Source organism: Micromonospora cynarisoli (genome assembly GCF_030518815.1).
GTDB lineage: Bacteria > Actinomycetota > Actinomycetes > Mycobacteriales > Micromonosporaceae > Micromonospora > Micromonospora wenchangensis.
On sequence record NZ_CP130426.1, the window covers coordinates 3,931,154 to 3,953,066 of the forward strand.

Annotated in this window: 19 protein-coding genes; 9 read left to right on the top strand and 10 right to left on the bottom strand. The window is 73.7% G+C overall.

Annotated elements, in window-relative coordinates; genetic code table 11:
* Positions 1-107: 107 nt before the first annotated feature.
* Genes Q2K16_RS16765 through Q2K16_RS16780 form a run of 4 tightly spaced genes read right to left on the bottom strand, consistent with a single transcriptional unit; the run spans position 108 to position 4,393 of the window.
* A complete protein-coding gene (locus Q2K16_RS16765; RefSeq protein WP_302738554.1) occupies positions 108-914 on the bottom strand; it encodes an inositol monophosphatase family protein in 807 nt (268 codons plus the stop codon).
* The gene (locus Q2K16_RS16770; RefSeq protein ID WP_088644726.1) at positions 907-1,359 is read right to left on the bottom strand and encodes a response regulator; all 453 of its coding nucleotides are present in this window, start codon (positions 1,357-1,359) and stop codon (positions 907-909) included. Before Q2K16_RS16770 ends, Q2K16_RS16765 begins: the two co-directional genes overlap by 8 nt.
* Entirely contained in the window at positions 1,356-3,152 is a 1,797-nt protein-coding gene (locus Q2K16_RS16775) for a sensor histidine kinase (RefSeq protein WP_302738555.1), read from the bottom strand. Before Q2K16_RS16775 ends, Q2K16_RS16770 begins: the two co-directional genes overlap by 4 nt.
* Positions 3,149-4,393, bottom strand: a complete 1,245-nt coding sequence (locus Q2K16_RS16780) for a PP2C family protein-serine/threonine phosphatase (protein ID WP_302738556.1) — start codon at positions 4,391-4,393, stop codon at positions 3,149-3,151. The genes Q2K16_RS16775 and Q2K16_RS16780 overlap by 4 nt, the downstream gene beginning before the upstream one ends.
* Positions 4,394-4,634: 241 nt before the next feature.
* On the opposite strand from Q2K16_RS16780, the gene Q2K16_RS16785 reads away from it, so the two are divergent.
* The 3 genes from Q2K16_RS16785 to Q2K16_RS16795 all read left to right on the top strand — a co-directional run bounded on the left by Q2K16_RS16785 (position 4,635) and on the right by Q2K16_RS16795 (position 7,780).
* On the top strand, positions 4,635-7,028 hold the full coding sequence (locus Q2K16_RS16785) for a M28 family peptidase (protein ID WP_302738557.1): 2,394 nt from the start codon (positions 4,635-4,637) through the stop codon (positions 7,026-7,028).
* A gap of 60 nt (positions 7,029-7,088) precedes the next feature.
* Positions 7,089-7,268, top strand: a complete 180-nt coding sequence (locus Q2K16_RS16790) for a type II toxin-antitoxin system HicB family antitoxin (protein ID WP_302738558.1) — start codon at positions 7,089-7,091, stop codon at positions 7,266-7,268.
* Between the two features lie 62 nt (positions 7,269-7,330).
* Positions 7,331-7,780: a GNAT family N-acetyltransferase gene (locus tag Q2K16_RS16795; protein WP_302738559.1), complete on the top strand. Its 450-nt coding sequence runs from the start codon at positions 7,331-7,333 to the stop codon at positions 7,778-7,780.
* Between the two features lie 19 nt (positions 7,781-7,799).
* Here Q2K16_RS16795 and Q2K16_RS16800 read toward each other — a convergent pair whose 3' ends face one another.
* The 3 genes from Q2K16_RS16800 to Q2K16_RS16810 form a co-directional block, all read right to left on the bottom strand.
* Positions 7,800-8,054: a Smr/MutS family protein gene (locus tag Q2K16_RS16800; RefSeq protein ID WP_067315484.1), complete on the bottom strand. Its 255-nt coding sequence runs from the start codon at positions 8,052-8,054 to the stop codon at positions 7,800-7,802.
* Positions 8,055-8,266: 212 nt separating this feature from the next.
* Positions 8,267-8,635: a tetratricopeptide repeat protein gene (locus Q2K16_RS16805; RefSeq protein WP_088644718.1), complete on the bottom strand. Its 369-nt coding sequence runs from the start codon at positions 8,633-8,635 to the stop codon at positions 8,267-8,269.
* 92 nt (positions 8,636-8,727) lie between these two features.
* On the bottom strand, positions 8,728-9,498 hold the full coding sequence (locus Q2K16_RS16810; protein ID WP_302738560.1) for an ROK family protein: 771 nt from the start codon (positions 9,496-9,498) through the stop codon (positions 8,728-8,730).
* Positions 9,499-9,657: 159 nt separating this feature from the next.
* On the opposite strand from Q2K16_RS16810, the gene Q2K16_RS16815 reads away from it, so the two are divergent.
* From Q2K16_RS16815 to Q2K16_RS16825, 3 genes are all read left to right on the top strand, one after another.
* Positions 9,658-11,295 (top strand): ABC-F family ATP-binding cassette domain-containing protein, encoded by a 1,638-nt coding sequence (locus Q2K16_RS16815; protein WP_302738561.1) that lies wholly within the window; start codon positions 9,658-9,660, stop codon positions 11,293-11,295.
* A gap of 37 nt (positions 11,296-11,332) precedes the next feature.
* A complete protein-coding gene (locus Q2K16_RS16820; protein ID WP_302738562.1) occupies positions 11,333-11,647 on the top strand; it encodes a hypothetical protein in 315 nt (104 codons plus the stop codon).
* A gap of 75 nt (positions 11,648-11,722) precedes the next feature.
* Complete coding sequence (locus Q2K16_RS16825) at positions 11,723-12,448, top strand: methyltransferase domain-containing protein (RefSeq protein ID WP_302738563.1); 726 nt, start codon at positions 11,723-11,725, stop codon at positions 12,446-12,448.
* 39 nt (positions 12,449-12,487) lie between these two features.
* On the opposite strand, the gene Q2K16_RS16830 is transcribed toward Q2K16_RS16825, so the two are convergent.
* Complete coding sequence (locus Q2K16_RS16830; RefSeq protein ID WP_302738564.1) at positions 12,488-13,486, bottom strand: LacI family DNA-binding transcriptional regulator; 999 nt, start codon at positions 13,484-13,486, stop codon at positions 12,488-12,490.
* Between the two features lie 140 nt (positions 13,487-13,626).
* On the opposite strand from Q2K16_RS16830, the gene arfA reads away from it, so the two are divergent.
* On the top strand, positions 13,627-15,138 hold the full coding sequence (arfA, locus tag Q2K16_RS16835; RefSeq protein WP_302738565.1) for an arabinosylfuranosidase ArfA: 1,512 nt from the start codon (positions 13,627-13,629) through the stop codon (positions 15,136-15,138).
* A 129-nt stretch (positions 15,139-15,267) separates the two neighbouring features.
* Here the strand turns inward: arfA and Q2K16_RS16840 are convergent, their stop codons facing one another.
* A complete protein-coding gene (locus Q2K16_RS16840) occupies positions 15,268-16,770 on the bottom strand; it encodes an amino acid permease (protein WP_302738566.1) in 1,503 nt (500 codons plus the stop codon).
* Between the two features lie 414 nt (positions 16,771-17,184).
* Here Q2K16_RS16840 and Q2K16_RS16845 point away from each other — a divergent pair, with 414 nt between their 5' ends.
* Positions 17,185-18,846 (top strand): glycoside hydrolase family 10-like protein, encoded by a 1,662-nt coding sequence (locus Q2K16_RS16845; RefSeq protein ID WP_302746509.1) that lies wholly within the window; start codon positions 17,185-17,187, stop codon positions 18,844-18,846.
* Positions 18,847-18,865: 19 nt separating this feature from the next.
* Entirely contained in the window at positions 18,866-19,003 is a 138-nt protein-coding gene (locus Q2K16_RS16850; protein WP_302738567.1) for a hypothetical protein, read from the top strand.
* Between the two features lie 15 nt (positions 19,004-19,018).
* On the opposite strand, the gene Q2K16_RS16855 is transcribed toward Q2K16_RS16850, so the two are convergent.
* A complete protein-coding gene (locus tag Q2K16_RS16855) occupies positions 19,019-21,847 on the bottom strand; it encodes an ATP-binding protein (protein ID WP_302738568.1) in 2,829 nt (942 codons plus the stop codon).
* Between the last annotated feature and the right edge of the window lie 66 nt (positions 21,848-21,913).

The window sequence follows — 21,913 nt, forward strand, 5'->3', positions numbered from 1 at the left end:
GTCGAACCGGTCGCCGAGGGTCCACCTCGTCGATCCGTCGGGCGGCGCGGCAGCCGGACCACGCCGGGTGGCGCGGTCCGCCGGGGCCCCGGAGCCGGACCGGCGGTTCAGTCGCCGAGCAGGGCGGCGCGGACCTCGTGCCAGGTCTGCTCGTCGGAGGCGACCAGCAGGCCCGGACCGTCGTCGGCCGGATGGTACTCGGTGCCGTCGAAGTGCCGGGCCACCCCGCCCGCCTCGCGTACCAGCAGCGTGCCGGGGGCATGGTCCCAGGGCAGGGTCCGCCAGAACAGGACGAACTGCTGGTCGCCGGTGAGCAGGTCGAGGTACTCCCGCCCGGCGCAGTGCTGGCCGGGCAGCAGCTCCCCGATCCGGCCCTCGCCGGCCGCCACCCGGTCCCGGGTGGCCCGGGGCAGGTACTGGACCATCGCGGTGCCACGCAGCCGGTCAGGCGGCAGGACGGGGGTCTCGCGGACCGGCCGGCCGTCCAGGCGGGTGCCGGCCCCGGCGCGGGCCACGGCCATCGTCCCGGCCAGCGGGTCGAACACCCAGGACGCGGCCGGCTCACCGCCGGAGAGCAGGGCCACCATCAGCGCGAACGGTCGCCGTCCGGCGGCGAAGTTCCCCGTCCCGTCGATCGGGTCGACCACCCACACGTCGCCGTCGCCGCGCAGGTGACGCAGCAGCGACCCGTCCTCGGCCACCGCCTCCTCGCCGACGACCAGGGAACCCGGCAGCAGCCGGCGCAGCTCCGCCGAGATCCGCTCCTCGGCCCGCTGGTCGGCGACGGTGACCAGGTCACCCGGTGCCTTCTCGGTGACGTCGGCGTCGTCAAGCTTGCGGAACAACGGCAACACCACGCTCGCCGCGGTCTCCCGCAGCAGCGTGTCGACGTCGTCGAGCAGATGGTCAGCCACGCGGCGGCAGCTTGACCACGCTGACGAAGAACTCGTCGATCTGGCGGACCACCGAGATGAAACGCTCGAAGTCCACCGGCTTGGTCACGTAGGCGTTGGCGTGCAGCTGGTAGCTGCGCAGGATGTCCTCGTCGGCCTGGGAGGTGGTCAGCACTACGACCGGGATGCGCCGCAGTTCCTCGTCGTTCTTGATCTCCTCCAGCACCTCCCGGCCGTCCCGGCGGGGCAGGTTCAGGTCGAGCAGAATCAGGTCGGGGGTCACCGCGTCCGCGTACCGGCCCTCGCGCCGCAGGTAGGCCAGCGCCTCGGCACCGTCGGAGACGACCGTCAGCCGGTTACGGAGCTTGTGCTCCTCGAACGCCTCCTGGGTCATCAGCACGTCACCCGGATCGTCCTCGACCAGCAGGACCTCGATCGGGCTCTTGCCGTCCGCCGGCGCGGTCATCCCACCCTCTCCTTCGTGCCACCCGTCGTGCCGTTCCCCGGCGGCCCGCCGGGTGGGTCCTCGTCCTGCGTGCCGTCCGGTTGCCGGCCGACAGGCGTCGGTCGGGCCGCCGGGCCGGTCTCGTCGGCGGTCTCCCCGACCGGGTCGGGGGCGACGTCGTCGGCCGTCGCGGCCGGGCTCTCCGCGTCGGTGTCCCCGTCGGTCGCCGCCGCGTCCGCCTCGGCCGCCGCCTTCGCCGCCTCGACGTCCTCCGGCCGGGCCGGGAGGGTGAACCGGATCGCCGTCCCCTCGGCCTGGTCGGTGTCGACCCAGACCCGACCGCCGTGGTACTCGACGATCTTTTTGACGATGGCCAGGCCGATGCCCGTGCCAGGGTAGGCGTCCTTGGCATGCAGCCGCTGGAAGATCACGAAGATCTTGTCGGCGAACTCGGCCTCGATGCCGATGCCGTTGTCCTGGCAGGTGATCTCCCACTCGTCACCGACCAGCCGGGCCGAGACCCGCACCTTCGGCGCGACGTCCGGCCGGCGGAACTTCACCGAGTTGCTGACGAGGTTGACCAGCAGGTTGGTGAGCAGCGGCTCCTCGCCCCGGATCACCGGCAGCTCGCCCCAGGTCAGTTCGGCGTCGGCGTACTGTCGGCCCGGCTCGGTCTGGCTGGCCACGTCGCCCATCACCTTGTTCAGGTCGACGTCGACGAAGCCGGTGGTGAGCCGGCCGATCCGGGAGAACGCCAGCAGGTCGTTGATCAGGCGCTGCATCCGCTGCGCGCCGTCGACCGCGAACGCGATGTACTGGTCGGCCCGCTCGTCGAGCTGCCCCGCGTACCGGCGTTGCAACAACTGGCAGAAGCTCGCCACCTTGCGCAGCGGCTCCTGCAGGTCGTGCGAGGCGACGTAGGCGAACTGCTCCAGGTCACGGTTGGACCGGGTCAGCTCCTCAGCCTGCTTCTGCAACTGGCTGTTGACCCACTCGATGTTCTCCCGGGCGGCCCGCACCTCGGCCAGGTCCTTGGCGATCTTCTGCCGCATCACGTCGACGTCGTCGGCGAGCCGGCGGAACTCCGGCGGCCCCGACCCGGCGATGTGGTGCTGGTAGTCACCCGCGGCGACCTCCCGCACCTGCTGCGCCAGGCCGGTCAGCGGCCGGATCACCATCCGCTCCAGCGAGAGCAGCATCAGGGTGCCGGCGAGCACGACCACCACCGCCGCGACGATCAGCAGCACCACCAGCATGTTGCCGGTGCGCTCGATGTCCCGGGCACCCTTCTCCCGCTCGGTCAGGATCGCCGTCTGGAGGTCACCCACCGCCGCCCGGATCTCGTCGAACTGCTGCCGGGCCTGGGTGGTGATCAACGCCTGGCCGGCGGCGGTGCCGCTGCTCCCGGTGGTGGCGATCACCGGCTCGGCCACCGTCCGCCGCCAGTCCGCCGCCTGCTGCTGCGTCGTGCGCAGCGCACCCACGACCGCCGGGTAGTCACGGCTCAGGTCGGCGATCGTGGCGGCCACGTCGCGCTCCTGCTGCACCCCCTGCTCGTACGGGGCCAGGTCGGCGCGGTTGCCGCTGACGGCGTACCCCCGGATGCCGGTCTCCTGGTCGAGCAGCGCGTTGAGCATCTCCTGGCCCTGCACCCGCAGCGGGCCGGTGCGGGTGAGCAGCGCGTCGGTGTAGGCACGGTTCTTCGCCGCCACCACCGCCTCGGCCACGGCCAGCCCGATCAGCAGCACGCCGACCACGGTGAGCAGCGCCAGCACCCGGCGACGCAGGGTCCACCCCCGGTGGTACGTGTTCACCTGCCACCGCCCCGGGTGACAAGCAGCATGGCGACGTCGTCGGCGAGCGGCCCCCCGTTGATCTGCTCGGCCCGACCGACCAGCCAGGCGGGCAGCTCGGACAGCGGCACGGCGTGGTTGGCACGCTCCTGGAGCAGGCCGGTCAGCCCGTCGACGTCCAACCGGTCGTCGCCCTCGCCCACCCGCCCCTCGATCAGGCCGTCGGTGTACATCAACAGGGACCAGTCATCGGTGTCGAACTCCAGATCGAACGCGACGGGACGGCGGGGTCGTACGCCGAGCAGCAGGCCGCCCCGGGCCGGGACCGGCGCGACCTTGCCGCCGGACAGCAGCAGCGGCGGCGGATGGCCGGCCAGCCGGACGGTGGCCCGGTTGGCGGCCAGGTCGAGCCGGGCGGTGGCGACGGTGGCGAAGATCTCCTGGAGCCGGCGCTCGCTCATCAGCACCTGTTCGAGAGCGGGCAGCACCTCGTCGTCGGGCACCCCGGCCAGGATCAACGCCCGCCAGGCCACCCGCAGTTCGACACCGAGCGCGGCCTCGTCCACCCCGTGCCCGCAGACGTCGCCGACGATCAGGTCGACCCGGTCCGGGCGGGTCTGCACCACGTCGAAGAAGTCCCCGCCGATCAGCGCCGCGTGCCGGCCCGGCCGGTAGAAGGTGTGCACCGCCACCTGGTCGGTGGTCATCAGCGGCTGGGGCAGCAGGCCCCGTTCCAGTCGGGCCGACTCGGCCTGACGCAGCTCGACCTCGCGCAGCCGGCGGGCGTTCTCGTCGGCCCGCTTGCGTTCCACCGCGTACCGCAGGGCGCGGGTCAGCAGCACCCCGTCGACCTGCCCCTTGACCAGGTAGTCCTGGGCACCCTCGGCGACCGCGACGATGCCGAGGTGCTCGTCGGAGCGGCCGGTCAGCACGCAGACCGCCGCGCCGCTGGACATCTCCAGCACCCGGCGCAGCCCGTCGAGGCCCTGAGCGTCGGGCAGACCCAGGTCGAGCAGGACGCAGTCGACCCCGGCGATGCGCTGCCGGGCCTCGCTGAGGCTGGTGGCGACCAGCAGGTCGATCATCGAGTTGGTCTCGGCGAGCAGCTCGCCGACCAGGAAGGCGTCGCCCTCGTCGTCCTCGACCAGCAGCACCCGCAGCCGTTCGCCCGGCGGCAGGTTGGGGTGGGGCCCGAGCCCGCCGTGCGGGTACGGCGCGACGGAGGGCCCGGCTGCGCCCGGCCCCCGGTGCGACCGGGTCACCGCCGCGAGACGCGGGAGTTCGCTGGTGATGTCGGGCTCCTTCCGAGTGCCCTGCTGATCCTGTATTAGACAACGGTCGCACACAACACGGTCCGCCCGGTCCGGGCGTTCCCGGGCAAGGCCGTCACCAGGTGAGCGTCCGGTCAGCGCCGCGCGTCACGGTTCGGTTCCGGTACGCCCCGGCCACGCCCCGTCGGGGCAGGATGGTGCACCACCTTCGCACCACCTCCGAGGAGTTCCCGTGGGCGCACCCCCCGCCTCCGCCGCCGACCGGGCGCTGACCCGGCCCCGGCGTCGTCCGCCCGCCGCCCTGGCCGCCCTGCTGGCGCTGGTCGCGGTGGGCGCGGTCGTGCTGGTCAGCCTGGCCACCCCGACGCCCCGGCCGGTCGACGCCCCGGCCGACGAGTTCAGCGCCGGGCGGGCGTACCGGACGGTGCAGACGGTGGCGCAACGCCCGCACCCGGCCGGCAGCGCCGCCAACGACCAGGTCCGTGAGCACCTGGTCGGGGCGCTGCGCGGGCTGGGCCTGGAAACCGAGGTGCAGGACACCGTCGCCCCGGAGGCCGGCCAGCTCAGCGGGGCGGCCGGCGGGGCCACCTTCGCCCGGGTCCGCAACGTGGTGGCCCGGCTGCCCGGGACCGCCTCCACCGGCCGGGTCTTCCTGGTGGCGCACTACGACTCGGTGCAGACCGGCCCGGGTGGCAACGACGACGCGGCCGGCACCTCCACCGTGCTGGAGGTGGCCCGCGCGCTGGCCGCCGGCCCCCGCCCCCGCAACGACGTCGTGTTCGTGCTGACCGACGCCGAGGAGGCGTGCCTGTGCGGGGCGGCGGCGTTCGCGGCGGGCCACCCGCTGGCCGCCGACGGCGGGGTGGTGCTCAACCTGGAGGCGCGGGGCTCCACCGGCCCCGTGATCATGTTCGAGACGTCCCGGAACAACGCCGAACTGGTGGCCGCCTTCGGCCGGGGCGCACCTCATCCCGTGGGCACCTCGTTCGCGGTGGAGATCTACCGGGCGCTGCCCAACGACACCGACTTCACCGCCTTCCTCGACCACGACTTCGTCGGGTTGAACGCGGCGTACATCGACGGGGGCGCGATCTACCACACCCCGCTGGACACCCCGGCGGCGATGGACCGGGGCAGCCTCCAGATGCACGGCGACAACGCGCTCGGCCTGGCCCGGGAGTTCGGCCGCGCCGACCTGACGGCGCTGCGCGCCGGCCACGACGCCACCTACTTCCCGGTGCCGGGCGGGCTGGTCCGCTACCCCGGCTGGCTGACCTGGCCGCTGGCCGCCCTGGCGCTGCTCGCGGTGCTGGCGCTGGGCTGGCAGGTCCGGCGCACCGGGCGCGCCGGGGCCGGGCGGCTGGCCGCCGGGTTCGGGCTGGCGCTGGTGCCGATCGTGGCCGCCCCGGTCGCCGCCCAACTGCTCTGGGCGGGGATCACCGCGCTGCGCCCCGGCTACGCCGAGCTACTCGACCCGTACCGGCCGGTCTGGTACCGGCTGGCGGTGGTGGCGCTCGCCGCCGCGATCCTGCTCGCCTGGTACGCGTTGACCCGCCGCCGGGTCGGCCCGGCGGCACTGGCTGTCGGTGGGTTGGGCTGGCTGGCCCTGCTCGGGGTGGTGCTGGCGGCGCTGGTGCCCGGCGGGGCGTACCTGGCCACCCTGCCGGCGCTGGCCGGCGCGCTCGCCGGCCTGGTGGCGCTGCGGACCCGGATCGACGGCCCGTGGCCGGTGGTCGCGGTGACCCTGGCCGGCGCGGTCGCCGTGGTGATCCTGCTGCCCACGGTGGTGCTGCTGTTCCCCGCGCTGGGGATGGCGATGGGCGGGGTCGCGGCGCTGTTCGCGGTGCTGCTCGGGCTGGCCGCGCTGCCGGTGCTCGACCTGCTGCATCCGGCGGCCGGCGGCCAGCGGGGCCTGGTCGCCGCGCGTGCCCGCCGGCTCGGCGCGTTGCCGACCGTCGCCGCCGCGCTCGCCGCCACCCTGTTCGCCGGGGTCGGCCTGGCGGTCGACCGGTTCGACGCCGACCACCCCGTGCCCACCCACCTGATGTACGCCCTGGACGCCGACACCAACGAGGCGCAGTGGCTCACCCGGGAGGCCGACCCGCAGCCGTGGACCGGCGGGTACGTCGACGGTCCCGCCGCCGTCGACGGCTTCCCCGGCCTGGGCGACCCGGACCTGCGCGGCGGTCCGGCACCGGCGGCGAACCTGCCCGCGCCGACGGTGCAGGTGCTGGCGGACACCACCGCCGGTGGGCTGCGCACCCTGCGGCTGCGGCTGCTCCCCCAGCGCACCGTCCGGCTGGCCACCCTGCACGTGGACGCCACCACCGCCGAGGTGACCCGGGCCGAGGTCGCTGGCCGGGAGGTGCCGGTCGGACGGCAACTGACCGTCGAGGAGGCGTCGCTGGGGTGGGGCTTCGGGATCGTCTTCCACGCCCCACCGCCGGAGGGGATCGAGATCACCCTCACCGTGCGGCCCCGGGCGGGGCAGGTGGCGCTGCGGGCGATGGACGCCAGTGACGGGCTGGCGGAGCTGCCGGGGTTCCGGAAGCGGCCGGCGGGGGTGGGGGTGGTCGGGTCGCACACCTCGGAGATGCTGGCGGTCGCCCGCACCTACCCGTTCTGAGGACCACTGGCCCCCTCTCAGATCGAAGCCCTGCAAGGGCTCCGGGACCTACCGTGTGAAGTGGTCGCGGACCTGGAACAGCAGGGCGAGGAAGTACCGGAGCCGTTTGCCGATCGGAGCTACTCGGGCAGGTTCAACGTGCGTGTCGGCGAAAGCCTGCACCGTGAGTTGGCCATCCACGCCGCAGAAGACGGGATGAGCCTCAACCAGTACGTCGTACGGAAACTGTCGGCAGCCTGAACAGGGTTGACGGTCCGGATAACCGGTCGCCGGGGTCGGCGGGGCGGACTACGGTCCGCAGGATGCGGCTGGAGAAGGTCACCCCGGAGAACTACGAGGCGGCGCTCAAGCTGTCGGTGCGCCCCGATCAGGAGGATCTGGTCGGACCGGTGGTCAAGTCACTGGCCGAGGCGTACGTCTTCCCGAACATCGCCTGGCCGAGGCTGATCTTCGACGGCGACCGGATGGTCGGCTTCCTGATGGCCTTCCTCGACTACGCGTGGGGCGACAACCCCGATGACGTCCGGTCCGGCCTCTGGAAACTCAACATCGCGGCCGACGCCCAGGGGAAGGGTTACGGGCGGTTCGCCGTCGAGGCGGTGTGCGCGGAGATCCGCGCCCGGGGCGGCAACCGGGCGTACGTCACCTGGGTGCCCCGCGAGGGTGGGCCGGAGGACTTCTATCTGAAGCTGGGCTTCCGGCCGACGGGCGAGCAGAGCGAAGGGGAGACGGTCGCCGTCCTGGACCTCTGACAGCGTCTTGACGCCCGCATCACTTCCAGCGGAAGTGGACGAAGAGGCGACCGAAGTTCTTCGAGTCCTTCTCGACCCGGTGGTAGAGCTGCTTGACGTCCTTCTGGTCGAGGAAGCGCAGCACCTTCTTCTTGAGCTGGCCGGACCCCTTACCGGGGATGATCTCGACCAGGGTGGCCTTCTTCGCCACCGCCTCGTCCATGATCCCGCGCAGGGCACGGTCGATGTCGTGACCCTTGTTGAAGATGTCGTGCAGGTCCAGCTTGAGCTTCATCCCGCCTCCCCACCTGCGCAGCCCTCATGGCAGGCCCATCGTAGGCCCGTGGCTTCCGGGGCGGGGCCGAGGCTTCGTCGGGCAGGTTCAGCCGGCACCGGCACCGGCCGACCCGGACGAGCTGTCCGAGAGGTTCCTGGTCTGGACCAGACGCGGAACCGGGCCGGAGGAAGGGTAGGAACCCTTCCTCCGGCCCGGTGCGGTCTTCCGACTCAGCGACCGTTGCCGACCCGGCTCTCCACTCGGCGCAGCGCGGTCACGTAGTCGTCGTTGGTCGAGTGCATGGCCGCCGCGATGCGCAGGTGGCGCAGCGCGTCCGGGTAGCGGTTCAGCCGCTCCAGCGTCCGGCCCAGCACGTGGTGGGCGTAGTGGTCGCTGGGGTCCCGGTCGACCAGCTCCCGCAACTGCTCCTCGGCACGGCCGAGCTGGGCGGTCTGGAAGTACGCCCGGGCCAGCAGCTGACGTACGGAGGAGTTGCCGGGCTCGGCCGCCACGATCGGCTCCAGCAGCCGGACCGCTCCGCTCGGGTCACCCATCTCGAAGTACATGGTCGCCCGTCGGTACTCCGCCAGAAGATCCATCCCGACCCACCCCCTCGCGTCACGTCGCCATTGCTCCGACGCTGGCACAACACCGGGCGTACCGCGAGTGTTCCTGGGGGTCGACTTGTGGCTCAGGAGGTCGGGTCGTCCCGTTCGCCTGTCAACTGCCAGGCCCGGACACCGCCGACGATGCCGGCCGTGTTGGGCACGATCACCACGTCGTCGCCCATCCGGGCCACCTGTTCGGGCCGGATCAGCCGCGAGTTGCCGCCGCCGAGATAGAGCCGGTCCCAGCGGAACACCGGGCGCAGCCCGTCCACCACCTGCCTGATGCGTCGGGACCAGAAGGCGTCACCGAGCCGCCGTCGCTCCGGCTCCCCGACGTACGTGTCGTAGGTGGTGCCCCAGCGGACCGGGGCGTGCGACAGCTCCAGGTGCGGGGCGAGCCGCCCACCGTCGAAGAGCGCGCTGCCCAGCCCGGTGCCGAGGGTCAGCACCAGCTCGCAGCCGGTGCCGGCGACCACCCCGGCCGCGTGCACCTCGGCGTCGTTGAGCACCAGCGCCGGCATCCCGAACGCCTCGGTGACCGCCCGCCGCGCGTCGTACCCGGACCACTCGGCCAGCAGGTCCGGGTCGACCCGGCTGCGCGGCCCGGACCGGGTCACGTAGTGCGGCGTGGCCACCACCACCCCGTGCCGGATCATGCCCGGCATCCCCACCGTGACCCGGTCCGCCGGGGGCAGCCGGCCGGCCAGCTCCAGCAGCGTCTTGACGAACAGTTCGGGCGGCAACGGGTACGGGGTGTCCACCCGGATCACCGGCGCCCGCAGGGTGCCGTCCCCGTCCAGCACCGAGCCCTTGATGCCGCCGCCCCCGCAGTCGACCGCCAACGTCAATCCCACACCCCCACCTTGCCCCACCCGCCCCCGTTCCTCCCGCCCCTCCCCCACCTTCCGCCGACGAGGCCGCCAGCCCGGCCACCGGCCGGGGGCCGGGCGGCAGCGGGGGCGGGCCGCGCGGCGTCCGCACCCCGGGTCGGCGGGCGCTAGGCTCGGGGCCTCATGAGCGCCACGATGATCGCCAAGGGACTCGCCGCCGGGCACGGGGAGCGGGTGCTCTTCAGCGACCTCGACCTGGTCGTCGCCCCCGGCGACGTGGTGGGGCTGGTCGGGGTCAACGGGGCCGGCAAGTCGACGCTGCTGCGCACGCTGGCAGGCGTGCAGCCGGTGGAGGAGGGCAGCGTCACGCTGAGCCCGCCGGGGGCCTCGGTGGGCTACCTGCCGCAGGAGACGGAACGGCGGGCGGGCGAGACGGTCCGCGACTTCCTGGCCCGGCGGACCGGGGTCACCGGGGCGCAGGCGGCCCTGGACGCGGCCACCGGGGCACTCACCGCGGGCACGGCCGGTGCCGACGACGCGTACGCCGGGGCGTTGGAGCGGTGGCTCGACCTCGGCGGGGCGGACCTGGAGGAACGCGCCGAGCAGGTCGCCGCCGAGTTGGGGCTCACCGTCGACCTGGACCACCCGATGACCGGCCTCTCCGGCGGTCAGGCCGCCCGCGCCGGGCTGGCCTCCCTGCTGCTCAGCCGGTACGACGTCTTCCTGCTCGACGAGCCCACCAACGACCTGGACCTGGCCGGCCTGGACCGGCTGGAACGGTTCGTCACCGGGCTGCGCGCCGGCACGGTGCTGGTCAGCCACGACCGGGAGTTCCTCACCCGGACGGTGACCCGGGTGCTCGAACTCGACCTGGCGCAGCAGCAGGTCCGGCACTACGGCGGCGGCTACCGCGCCTACCTGGAGGAGCGGGAGGTGGCCCGCCGGCACGCCCGCGCCGACTTCGAGGAGTACGCCGACACCCGGGCCGCGTTGGAGGCCCGGGCCCGCACCCAGCGGGCCTGGATGGAGAAGGGTGTGAAGAACGCCCGCCGCAAGGCCACCGACAACGACAAGATCGGCCGGAAGTTCCGGGCCGAGGCGACGGAGAAGCAGGCGGCGAAGGCGAAGCAGACCGAGCGGCTGATCGAACGGCTCGACGTGGTCGAGGAGCCCCGCAAGGAGTGGGAACTGCGGATGGAGATCGCCGCCGCGCCCCGGGCCGGTGCGGTGGTGGCCTCGCTGCGCGACGCGGTGGTCCGTCGGGGCGACTTCACCCTCGGGCCGGTGAACCTCCAGGTCGACTGGGCGGACCGGGTGGCGATCACCGGGGCGAACGGCTCCGGCAAGTCGACCCTGCTCGGCGCGCTGCTGGGCCGGCTACCGCTCGACGCCGGGCACGCCGCGCTCGGCCCGGGCGTGGTGGTCGGCGAGGTGGACCAGGCCCGGGGGCTGTTCCTCGGCGACCAGCCGCTGCTGGAGGCGTTCGGGGCCGCCGTACCGCAGATGGCACCGGCGGACGTGCGGACGCTGCTGGCCAAGTTCGGCCTGCGCGCCGCGCACGTGCTGCGGCCGGCGGCGACGCTGTCGCCGGGCGAGCGGACCCGGGCGGCGCTGGCGCTGCTCCAGGGGCGTGGGGTCAACCTGCTGGTGCTGGACGAGCCGACCAACCACCTCGACCTGCCGGCCATCGAGCAGTTGGAGTCGGCGCTGGCCGGCTACCCGGGGACGCTGCTGCTGGTCACCCACGACCGGCGGATGCTGGAGGCGGTCAGTGTCGACAGGCGGCTGCGGGTCGCCGACGGGCGGATCGCCGAGGACTGATCGGCGTCACCCGCCGACCGCCGGGTGACAATGGGTCATGCTCAGATGGGAGTACGCGCTGCTGGTGCGCCGTCGCCAGCCGACCGCCTCCGACCTCAGCCGGGAGGTCGTCTTCGTCTGGTACGGCCCGGACGGGTCGATGACCGACGTGACCGCCTACGGCGACACCGCGCTGGCGCACCTGAACCGGGCCGGTGACCAGGGCTGGGAACTCGTCGGGATGACCGAGGACCCGTCCCTGGAGGGCCACAACGAGCTGCACCGCTACCACCTCAAGCGCCCGAAGGCGGCGGGTACGCCCCGGCAGCGTATCCGGGCCGTCGGCCGGCCCACCCGCCGGGCCGGCGGCTGAACCGGTCGGTGGCGGCGGACCGGATCGGGTGGTGTGCCGGGCCGGGAAGCGGGTAACGGGCGGCGGGAGGTGGCCATGGTCGCGCTGGCGCAGGCACCGCCCTCGGCCGAACGGCTGCGGGCGCTCGACGGGTTCCTCGAAGCGGCCTGGGCCGAGCAGGCCCGCCACGACGAGCGGTTACGTGGGCTCGCCGTCCAGGTACGGTTCGACCGGGGCGTCGCCCACCTGAGCGGGGAGGTGCCCGGACCGGAGCAGTTGCGGCTGGTCCGCGAGCTGGTCGGCCGGCTGGCCGGGGTGTACGGCGTGTGGGGGCGAGTGCGGGTCGACGGCCGGGCCCCGGTGGTGGTGGACCTGGGTTGCGGCGGTCAGAAGCAGTACCCGACGAACCTGGGGTTGGACATCTTCCCGGCCCCCGGGGTGGACGCGGTGGCGGACCTGTCCGGGTCGCTGCCGCTGGCCGACGACTCCGTCGACGTGATCTTCACGGTGCACATCCTGGAGCACCTGATCGACTTCCTGCCGCTGGTGGACGAGTGTCACCGGGTCCTCCGCCCGGGTGGTGTGCTGCACGTGATGAGCCCCTGGTGGGGGCATGTGAACGCGGTGGCCGACCCGACCCACGTCCGGCTGCTGGACGTACAGACGATCAAGGGGGTGTGCGGTCAGCGCCCGCCGGGGACCCCGCGCTGGTATCCGCTGCACGCCGGCTGCGACGGCGCGTCCATCTTCGCCGACCTGACCCCGCTGCCCGCCGACGCGCCACAGGTGTCCCCGGCCCACCTGGCCCGCTTCTTCGACTGACCAGAGGTGACGCCGCCCGACCAGGACCGCCCGGCCGGCTCAGGTGGTGCTCTCCCGGAGGGCCAGGCGGTGCGGGGCGGTGACCTCCCGGGCGGGCCCGTCCCGCCCGCCGGCCAGCCGCCCGGCGAGCAGGTCGACGGCGAGCCGGGCGATCCGTTCCTTGTCCGGGCTGACCGTGGTCAGGGTGGGGACGCTGAACCGGCCGTCCTCGATGTCGTCGAAGCCGGCGACGGCGACGTCGGCGGGGACCCGCAGGCCGGCCTCGTGCAGGGCGCGCAGCGCGCCGAGGGCGAGGGTGTCGTTGAAGCAGAAGACGGCGTCCGGGCGGGCACCGCAGGCGAGCAGGTGACGCATGGCGGCGGCCCCGTCGGCGCGGTGCCAGGCCGGGGTGGCGGCGACGAGGCGTTCGTCGTACCCGATGCCGGCGGCGGCCAGGGCGGTGGTGTAGCCGGCCAGCCGGAGGCGGGCACCGGCCCCTTCGGGGGTGTGTTGCGCGCCGACGGCGGCGATCCGGCGGCGGCCGAGACCGATCAGGTGGGCGGTCATCTCCCGGGCGGCGGTCACGTTGTCGATCATCACGTGGTCGGCCGGGCCGTGGTCCGTCCGCTCGCCGAGCAGCACCATCGGCAGTTCCAGGCCGACCAGGTCGTCGGCGGGCAGCGACAGCGGGCTGAAGATCAACCCGTCGATCATGTGGTCGCCGATGCCGGCGGCGGCCACCCGTTCCCGTTCCCGACCACCGCCGGTCTGGTCGATGAGCACGGTCCAGCCGTGGTCGGCGGCGGCGGCGACCACGTGCCGGGCCAGCTCGGCGAAGTACGGCACGTCCAGCTCCGGCACGGCGAGGGCGATCACGCCGGTACGCCCCTTGCGCAGGTTGCGGGCCGACAGGTTGGGTCGGTAGCGGAGTTCTGCGATGGCCGCCTCGACCCGGGCCCGGGTGTCCGGGCGGACGTGCTGGTAGCCGTTGACCACGTTCGACACGGTCTTGACCGACACCCCGGCCCGCTCGGCGACGTCCTTGAGGCGGTGGCGCACGTCCCCGCTCCCTCCCGCGTCCACCGGCCGACGGTGGCACGCGACAGATCCTTTACAACGTTGGCGACAACGGTATACAAACGCGGGGCAGCGCATTGACCGTAGTCGTTCCAAGCAGCTCAGGGGAATGAGGTGGGCCCGTGCGTGCAGCGCGGATGACGATCGACCCGGCCTTCACGATCGGCCCGGTGGACCGCCGGCTCTTCGGTTCCTTCGTGGAACACCTGGGCCGCTGCGTGTACGGCGGCATCCACGAGCCGGGACACCCCGGGGCCGACCCGCTCGGCCTGCGCCGCGACGTGCTGGAGCTGACCCGGGAACTGGGCGTCTCCGTGGTCCGCTACCCAGGCGGCAACTTCGTCTCCGGCTACCGCTGGGAGGACGGCGTCGGCCCCGCCGACGACCGCCCCCGCCGGCTGGACCTGGCCTGGAAGACCATCGAGACCAACGCGTTCGGCCTCGACGAGTACATGACCTGGGCCACCGCCGCGCAGGTCGAGCCGATGATGGCGGTCAACCTCGGCACCCGGGGCGTGCAGGAGGCGTGCGACCTGCTGGAGTACGCCAACCATCCGGGCGGCACCCGGCTGTCCGACCTGCGCCGCGCACACGGCGCGCAGCAGCCGTACGGGGTGCGGCTGTGGTGCCTCGGCAACGAGCTGGACGGCCCCTGGCAGGTCGGCCACAAGACCGCCGAGGAGTACGGCCGGCTCGCCGCCGAGACCGCGCGGGCGATGAAGCTGATCGACCCCTCGATCAGCCTGGTCGCCTGCGGCAGTTCCGGCCGGGGCATGCCCACCTTCGCCTCCTGGGAGGCGACCGTGCTGGAACACACCTACGAGCAGGTCGCCTACGTCTCGGCGCACACCTACTACGACCCCACCGACGGCGACCGGGCCAGCCTGCTCGCCTCGGCCGTCGACATGGACCAGTTCATCAACGAGGTCGTCGCCACCGCCGACCACGTGGCCGCCCGGCTGCGGCAGACCCGCAAGCTGAAGATCTCCTTCGACGAGTGGAACGTCTGGTACCAGTCCCGCGTCCAGGCCGACCTGGACCGGCGCGGCTGGGTCGAGGCGCCGGAACTGCTCGAAGACGACTACACGGCCGTCGACGCGGTGGTCGTCGGCGACCTGCTGATCACCCTGCTCCGGCACGCCGACCGGGTCGGCGTGGCCTGCCAGGCGCAGCTCGTCAACGTGATCGCCCCGATCCGTACCCGCACCGGCGGGCCGGCCTGGCGGCAGAGCATCTTCCACCCGTTCGCCCTGACCGCCCGGTACGCCACGGGCACCGTGCTGCGCACCGAGCCGGTCTCGCCGTACTACGCCACGAAGCGGTACGGCGACGTGCCGGTGCTGGACACCGTCGCGCTGCACGACGAGGAGTCCGGCGCGCTGACCGTCTTCGCGGTCAACCGGGGCACCGACGACCTCCCGTTGGATCTCGACCTGCGGGGCCTGTCGGGGCTGCGCCCGGTGCAGCACCTCGCCGTCGTCGCCGGGGACGACCCGGACGGGGTCAACACCGAGACCGAGCCGGACCGGGTGACCCCCCGGGAGCTGCCCACCGGCACCGTCGACGGCGACCGTTGCGCCGTACGCCTGCCGGGGATCTCCTGGAACCTGCTGCGCTTCGCGCCGCACCCCTGACCCGGCGTGCCCCGGCGCGCCCGCCCGCCGATCGGGCCGGGCGCCGGGTCGGGCCGCAAGCGGGCCGGCCCCGGGCGGCCGGCGGCCCGGGGGCCGGCCGGGGTGACCGGCCGGCACCCTCCGGACGGGTCAGGCGGAGGCGGGTTCCTCGGCGCGCTCCTCGGCCTCCCGCACGGCGAGGCGGTTGCGCCGGTAGCCGTAGCAGAAGTAGACGACGCCGCCGAGCGCCATCCAGACCAGGAACCTGATCCAGGTCTCGACCGACAGGTTGAGCGTCAGGTAGAGGCAGGCCAGCGCCGTGAAGATCGGCAGCACCGGAGAGAACGGGACCCGGAACGGCCGCTCCAGGTCGGGACGCTTACGGCGCAGGATCGGCACCGCGATCGAGACGATCATGAAGGCGCAGAGCGCGCCGATGCTGACCAGGTCGGCCAGGGCCGACAGCGGCAGGAACCCGGCGAGCACCGCCACCGCGACCGTCATCACCGCCGAGATCCGGTACGGGGTCCCCCAGCGGGGGTGGATCTTCGCCACGGCGGGCGGGAGCAGGCCGTCCCGGGAGATGGCGAAGCCGATCCGGCCCATGGCCACCAGGTCGACCAGGATCACGCTGGTCAGGCCGGCGACGGCGGCGATGGAGACGAGCACCCCGGCCCAACCCGCGCCGACCGCGTTGAAGGCCGCCGCGATCGGGGCACCCCTATCGATCTCCGCGTACGGCACCATGCCGACCACGACCAGCGAGACGGCGATGTAGAGCGTGGTGGAGATCAGCAGGGTGCCGAACAGACCCAGGGTCAGGTCCCGCTTGGGCCGCCGGGTCTCCTCGCCCAGGTTCGCCACCGCCTCGAAGCCGGTGTACGCGAAGAAGACCACGGCGGCGGCGGTGAGCACCCCGACGAAACCGAAGACGGAGGGTTCCAGCCCGAACAGCGCCTGGGTGACCGGCTGTTTGATCCCGTCGTCGCCGGCACCTGCCGGCTCGGCCGGTGGGATGAACGGGGTGAGGTTGGCCGCCTTGACGAAGAACAGCCCGGCGACCACGACGAAGACGCAGATGCCGACCTTCACCAAGACCAGCAGGTTGGTGACCCGGGCCGACTCGCGGATGCCGACGACGGCGACCACGCCGAGCAGCAGCACGATGCCGATCGCACCGAGGTTGACCACGCTGCCCTCCTCGGCGAACCAGGTGCTCGGCAGGCCGAACAGTTCGGCGAGGTAACCGGACCAGCCCCGGGCCACCACCGCCGCGCCGAGCGCGAACTCCAGCAGCAGGTCCCACCCGATGATCCACGCGACGATCTCGCCCATCGTGGCGTACGCGTAGGTGTAGGCGCTGCCGGCGGTCGGCACGCTGGACGCCAGTTCGGCGTAGCAGAGGGCGGCGAGCAGGGCGACCGTCCCGGCGATGGCGAACGAGATCACCACACCCGGGCCGGCGCTGTCGCGTGCCTCGATGCCGGTGAGGGTGAAGATGCCGGTGCCGATCACGATGCCGATGCCGAAGCCGGTGAGGTCGCGGGCCCCGAGTCGTCGTTTCAGACCGGGGGTGCCGTCACTGCCGTCGGCGTTGCCCTGGGCAACCACGTCCCTGATCGGTTTGGTTCGCAGCACGGACACTGCGCTCACCCCTCCCACCACCGCGACCGTCCTGCTGACGGCCGGTGCCGGGCGTTGCTACCCACCCCGCCCCCACCCCAATCACCCCACCCACATCCACACCCGGTCCCCCACCGACCACTTTCGGTCACCACCCCCACCCCGCGTTCCACCCACCCACCCACCCCCACCCCTTGCGCCAACACCCCCACGTATGAAAATTTCCTACCGATCCCCAACCCACCCCGCCACTTCCCGCCACCCCTCCCTCCCCCCACCCCTTCACCCGCGGGACGAGCGGCCAGGGGCAGCGGGCGAGCGGCGGGAGCGGCGGGGCGGGCCAGAGGCGGAGGGGCGGGAGGGGCGACGGAGGTAGGCGGGTGGGTGGGGGCGGGACCGGAGGAGGAGCGTGTGGTGAGAAGGCTCGGGATCGGTGTGGTCGGGATGGTGCTGGTGGTGGTCGGCGGGCTCGGGGGGACCGGGTCGGCGGCGGCAGCCACCGGCGGGGACGGTGGTGCCGCGACGGCCGGACCGTCCGCCGGCAGCGCCCCGACGGCAGGCGTCTGCGAGGTCGATCCGGCGGTGCCGAAGCGGCAGTTCCGGGCCATGTGGATCTCGTCGGTGGTGAACATCGACTGGCCGAGCGCGGGCTCCCGCACCGCCCCCGACCGGGTCGCCGCCCAGCAGGCGGAGTACCGGGGCTGGCTCGACCTGGCGCAGCGGCTGCACCACAACGCGGTGGTGGTCCAGGTCCGCCCGACCGCCGACGCGTTCTGGCCGTCGCCGTACGAGCCGTGGTCGGAGTACCTGACCGGGGTGCGGGGGCAGGACCCGGGCTGGGACCCGCTGGCCTTCCTGGTCGCCGAGTCGCACCTGCGGAACCTGGAGTTCCACGCCTGGTTCAACCCGTACCGGATCTCCATGCCGGCACCCGGGGGCGCGGGCGCGGACCCGGGGCAGCTCGCCCCGGGGCATCCGGCCCGGCAGCACCCGGAGTGGACCTTCGCCTACCCGCCGGCCGGCGTCGCGGGCAGCCGGCTCTACTACGACCCCGGCGTCCCGCAGGTCCGCGAGTTCGTCCAGACCGCGATGCTCGACGCGGTACGCCGGTACGACCTCGACGGCGTGCACTTCGACGACTACTTCTACCCGTACCCCAGCGGCAGCTACCAGGTGCCCGACGACGCCACGTTCGCCGCGTACCACCGGGGGTTCACCGACCGGGCCGCCTGGCGGCGGGACAACATCGACCTGTTGATCCAGGAGATGGGCGGCCGGATCAAGGCGGTCAAGCCGTGGGTGAAGTTCGGGGTGAGCCCGTTCGGCATCTGGCGCAACGCCAGTGCCGACCCGGACGGCTCGGACACCACAGGCAGCCAGTCGTACGACATCATCTCGGCCGACACCCGCAGGTGGGTCAGGCAGGAGTGGATCGACTACGTCGTGCCGCAGCTCTACTGGTACATCGGCCAGTATCCGGCCGCCGACTACGCCCGACTGGTGCCGTGGTGGGCGCAGACGGTACGCGGCACCCGGGTGCAGCTCTACATCGGCCAGGCGGACTACAAGAGCGGCGACCCGGCCTACGGCACGTACTGGATGAACCCGCAGGAGCTGTCGGACCACCTGACGCTGAACCGGGCGTACCCGGAGGTGCTCGGCAACGTGCACTTCTCGGCCGTGCAGGTGCGGGCCGACCGGCTGGGCGCGACGAGCCGCTACGCCGCCGCGCACTACTCCCGCCCGGCACTGGTGCCGACCATGGCGCACCTGCCGGCGAAGCCGCTGCTGCGCCCGGTGCTCACCCGCGCCGAACGCACCGCCGACGGGGTACGGCTGCGCTGGCGGCAGCCGGCCGACGGGAAGGGTCCGCTCGGTGCCGTCACCTCGTACGCGGTCTACCGCTTCGACGGGTCCGGCCCGGTCGACGGATGCGACCGGGCCGACGCCGCGCACCTGGTCGACACCGTCCGGGCCACCCCGGGGCAGCCGCAGTCCTGGGTGGACGGCACCGCCGAGCCCGGCCGGGCGTACACCTACCAGGTGACCGCGCTGGACCGGTCGTGGAACGAGAGCGCCGCCTCGCCAGCCCGGGTGGTGCGCTGATCGACCACGGACGCCCCGGGTGTTCCGACACCCGGGGCATTCGTCTGTTTCGACGTATGTCATCGTCGGTCCGGTCGCCGCCGTCTCGCCGGCCGACCTCGACCGGGCCGCCCGGATGAAGGCCGACGCCGAGCGGGCCGCCGCCCGACACGGCTGACCGCCGCCCGACCGGTCAGGCCCACTCCTCCCGGCGGTCCGCCTCGCGGCGGCGCACCGGCCGGGGCGTCACCGGACCGGTCGCCCGGAACCGGATCGAGTCGGCCGCCAGGTCCGGGTGCTCCACCGCGAACGCCAACGCCGCCGCCTCCTCCAGGCCCAGCTCACCGCCCTCGCCGTACGCCGCGTCGAAGGCCGCGTCGCCGAGGATGCGCCGCAGCTCGGCCTGCTGCTGGAGCCAGTACGTGCCGTAGATGCCCGGGGTGCCGCGCAGCCGGGCCCGGGTGGCCTGGGCCGCACCGAACAGCCGGGCCGCCGTCAACGGCTCCCCGCCCAACGCGCAGCGCACCGCCACCGCGTTCACCGTGTCGCAGGCCCGCCCGTGGTAGCCGTGCCCCATCCGGGCCCGCAACGCCACCAGCAGGTGCTCGTGCGCGGCCACCAGGTCACGCCGGGCCAGCGCCACCATGCCCAGCAGCATGTCCACCGAGCGGCACCCGCGCTCCACCGGCCGGGCCGCCTCCACCGGCCGGGCCCGACCGAGCAGCTCCGCCGCCTCGGCCAGCGCGCCCCGCCGCCACAGCAGCTCGGCCAGGTGGTAGACGGCGAGCAACGCGTCCCCACCGACCTCCTGTTCGTTCGCCCAGTCGATGACCTCCCGGCAGACCCGCTCCGCCTCGGTGAACTGCCCCATGTCGACAAGCGGCACGGCTCGCCCGGCGAGCACCCGGGCCAGCAGCCCCGCGTCGCCGGCCTGCCGGGCCGCCGCCTCCGCGCGCTGCGAGAACCGCAGCTCCTCGGCGAACTCACCGTCCGCGCCGGCGTGCAGCGAGTGCAGGTGGTACGCCGCCGCCAGCTCCGCCTCGGGGATCGCCTCGCCGGTCTCGGCGATCCGCCCGTACAGCCGGAACAGCCACAGCCGAGCCTCCCGGGACAGCCCGCGCTCCTGCCACCACTGGTCCAGCCCACCGGCCAGCCGCAGGCCGGCCCGGGCGCTGCCCCCGGTGGCCGACCAGCGCAGCGCCGAGCGCAGCTCACCGGCGAGCGGGTCGACCGCGTACAGCGACAGGGTGACCGGGCGGCCGTCCTCCCCCAGGTGGGCCCGGTGCAGCGCGTGCTGCGCCCAGGCCACGTGCCGGTCCCGGGCGGCCTGCTCCTCACCGGTCTCGACCAGCCGGCGCGCCGCGTAGGCCCGGATCGGGTCGAGCATCCGGTAGGTGCTGCCCGAGGCGTGCGGCTCGGCGAGCACCATCGACTTGTCCACCAGCACCGACAGCGGGTCGAGCGGGTCGTCACCGATCAGCCACTCCACCGTCGCCAGGTCCACCGGCCCGGTGAAGACCGCCAACCAGTGCAGCAGCCGGGCCGCGCGGGGCCCCAACGTCCGGTACGACCAGGTGACCGTGGCCTGCATGGTGAGGTGCCGCTCCGTCGCCGACCGCTGCACCGCCCGGTGCGCGGGACTCGGCGGCGTCTGGCCCGAGGCTGCGGCGACCAGGTCCACGGTGTCCTGCTGGTTACCCGCCCAGCCCCGCCCGACGGGCCGCTCCGGCACGCCCCGGCCGGCGTCGAGGGTGCCCAGCATGTCGTCCAGCCGGGCCGCCAACTGGCCGGCGGAGAGCACCCGCAACCGGGCCGCGGCCAGCTCGATCGCCAACGGCAACCCGTCCAGCCGCTGCACCACCCGGCGCAGGTCGGCGGCCTCCGTCCACTCCGGCGGCCGGCCGCCCCGGGCCGCCGCCGTACGGTCCAGCAGCAGCGCCACCGCGTCGCTCTCGGTACGCCCCGGCTGCGGGTCGACCGCCAGCGGCGGAATCCGCCACACCACCTCGCCGGGCAGGCCGAACGCCTCCCGGCTGGTGGCCAGTACCCGCAGCCCGCTGCCCCCGGCGAGCAGCCGCGAGATCACCTCCGCACAGGCCGCCGGCTGCGCGTCGCAGGTGTCGAGCACCACCAGCATCCGCCGGACGGCCGCGTACTCGACCAGGGTGTCCAGGATCGGACGGCCCGGTTCCGGCCGGGCCCCGAGCGCGGCGGCGATCGCGAACGCCACCAGCCCCGGGTCGGTGACCGTGGCGATGTCGACGAACCACACCCCGTCCGGGTACGCCTCCACCTGGCCGGCGGCCACCTCGACGGCGAGCCGGGTCTTACCCGCTCCGCCCGCACCGACCACCGTGACCAGCCGCTGGCGGCGGATCAGCAGATCCAGCTCCACCCGCTCGGTCTCGCGGCCGACGAACGAGGTGACCTGGGTGGGCAGGTTGTGCGCCAGCGCCTCGGCCGTGTTCGGGCGGGGGAACTGCCGTTCCAGCCCCGGCGCGACGAGCTGGAACAGCCGTTCCCGGTCGTCGAAGCCCCGCAGCCGGTGCAGGCCCAGGTCGATCAGGGTGGCCCCGGCGGGCAGCGGGTCGGCCAGCCGCGCGGTCGACGCCGAGCAGAGCACCTGCCCGCCGTGCGCGGCGGCGGCCACCCGGGCGGCCCGGTGCACCTCGGGGCTGGCGTACTCGCCGTCGCGGGGCTCGGCGAAGCCGGTGTGCAGTCCCATCCGTACCCTCGGCGCGGCCTCCGGGTTGGGCCAGTCGTGGGTGGACAGCGCCCGCTGCGCGGTCAGGCAGGCGGTCAGCGCCGCCGACGCGTCCGGGAAGGCGAGGAAGAAGGAGTCCCCCTCGGTCAGCAGCTCCGCGCCGTCGGTCGCGGCCAGGGTGTCACGCAGCAGCCGGCGGTGCTCCCAGAGCACCGGGCGGTAGTCGGACCCGAGCAGTTGGGCCAGCCGGGTGGAACCTTCGATGTCGGTGAAGACGAAGGTCACCCAACCGCTCGGGAGGTGCATCCGTGGCGACATGCGTGGACCTCCGCCCCTGACGTCGGGTTCATGCTGCCCTATGGTCGACCGGTCACGCATCGTAAG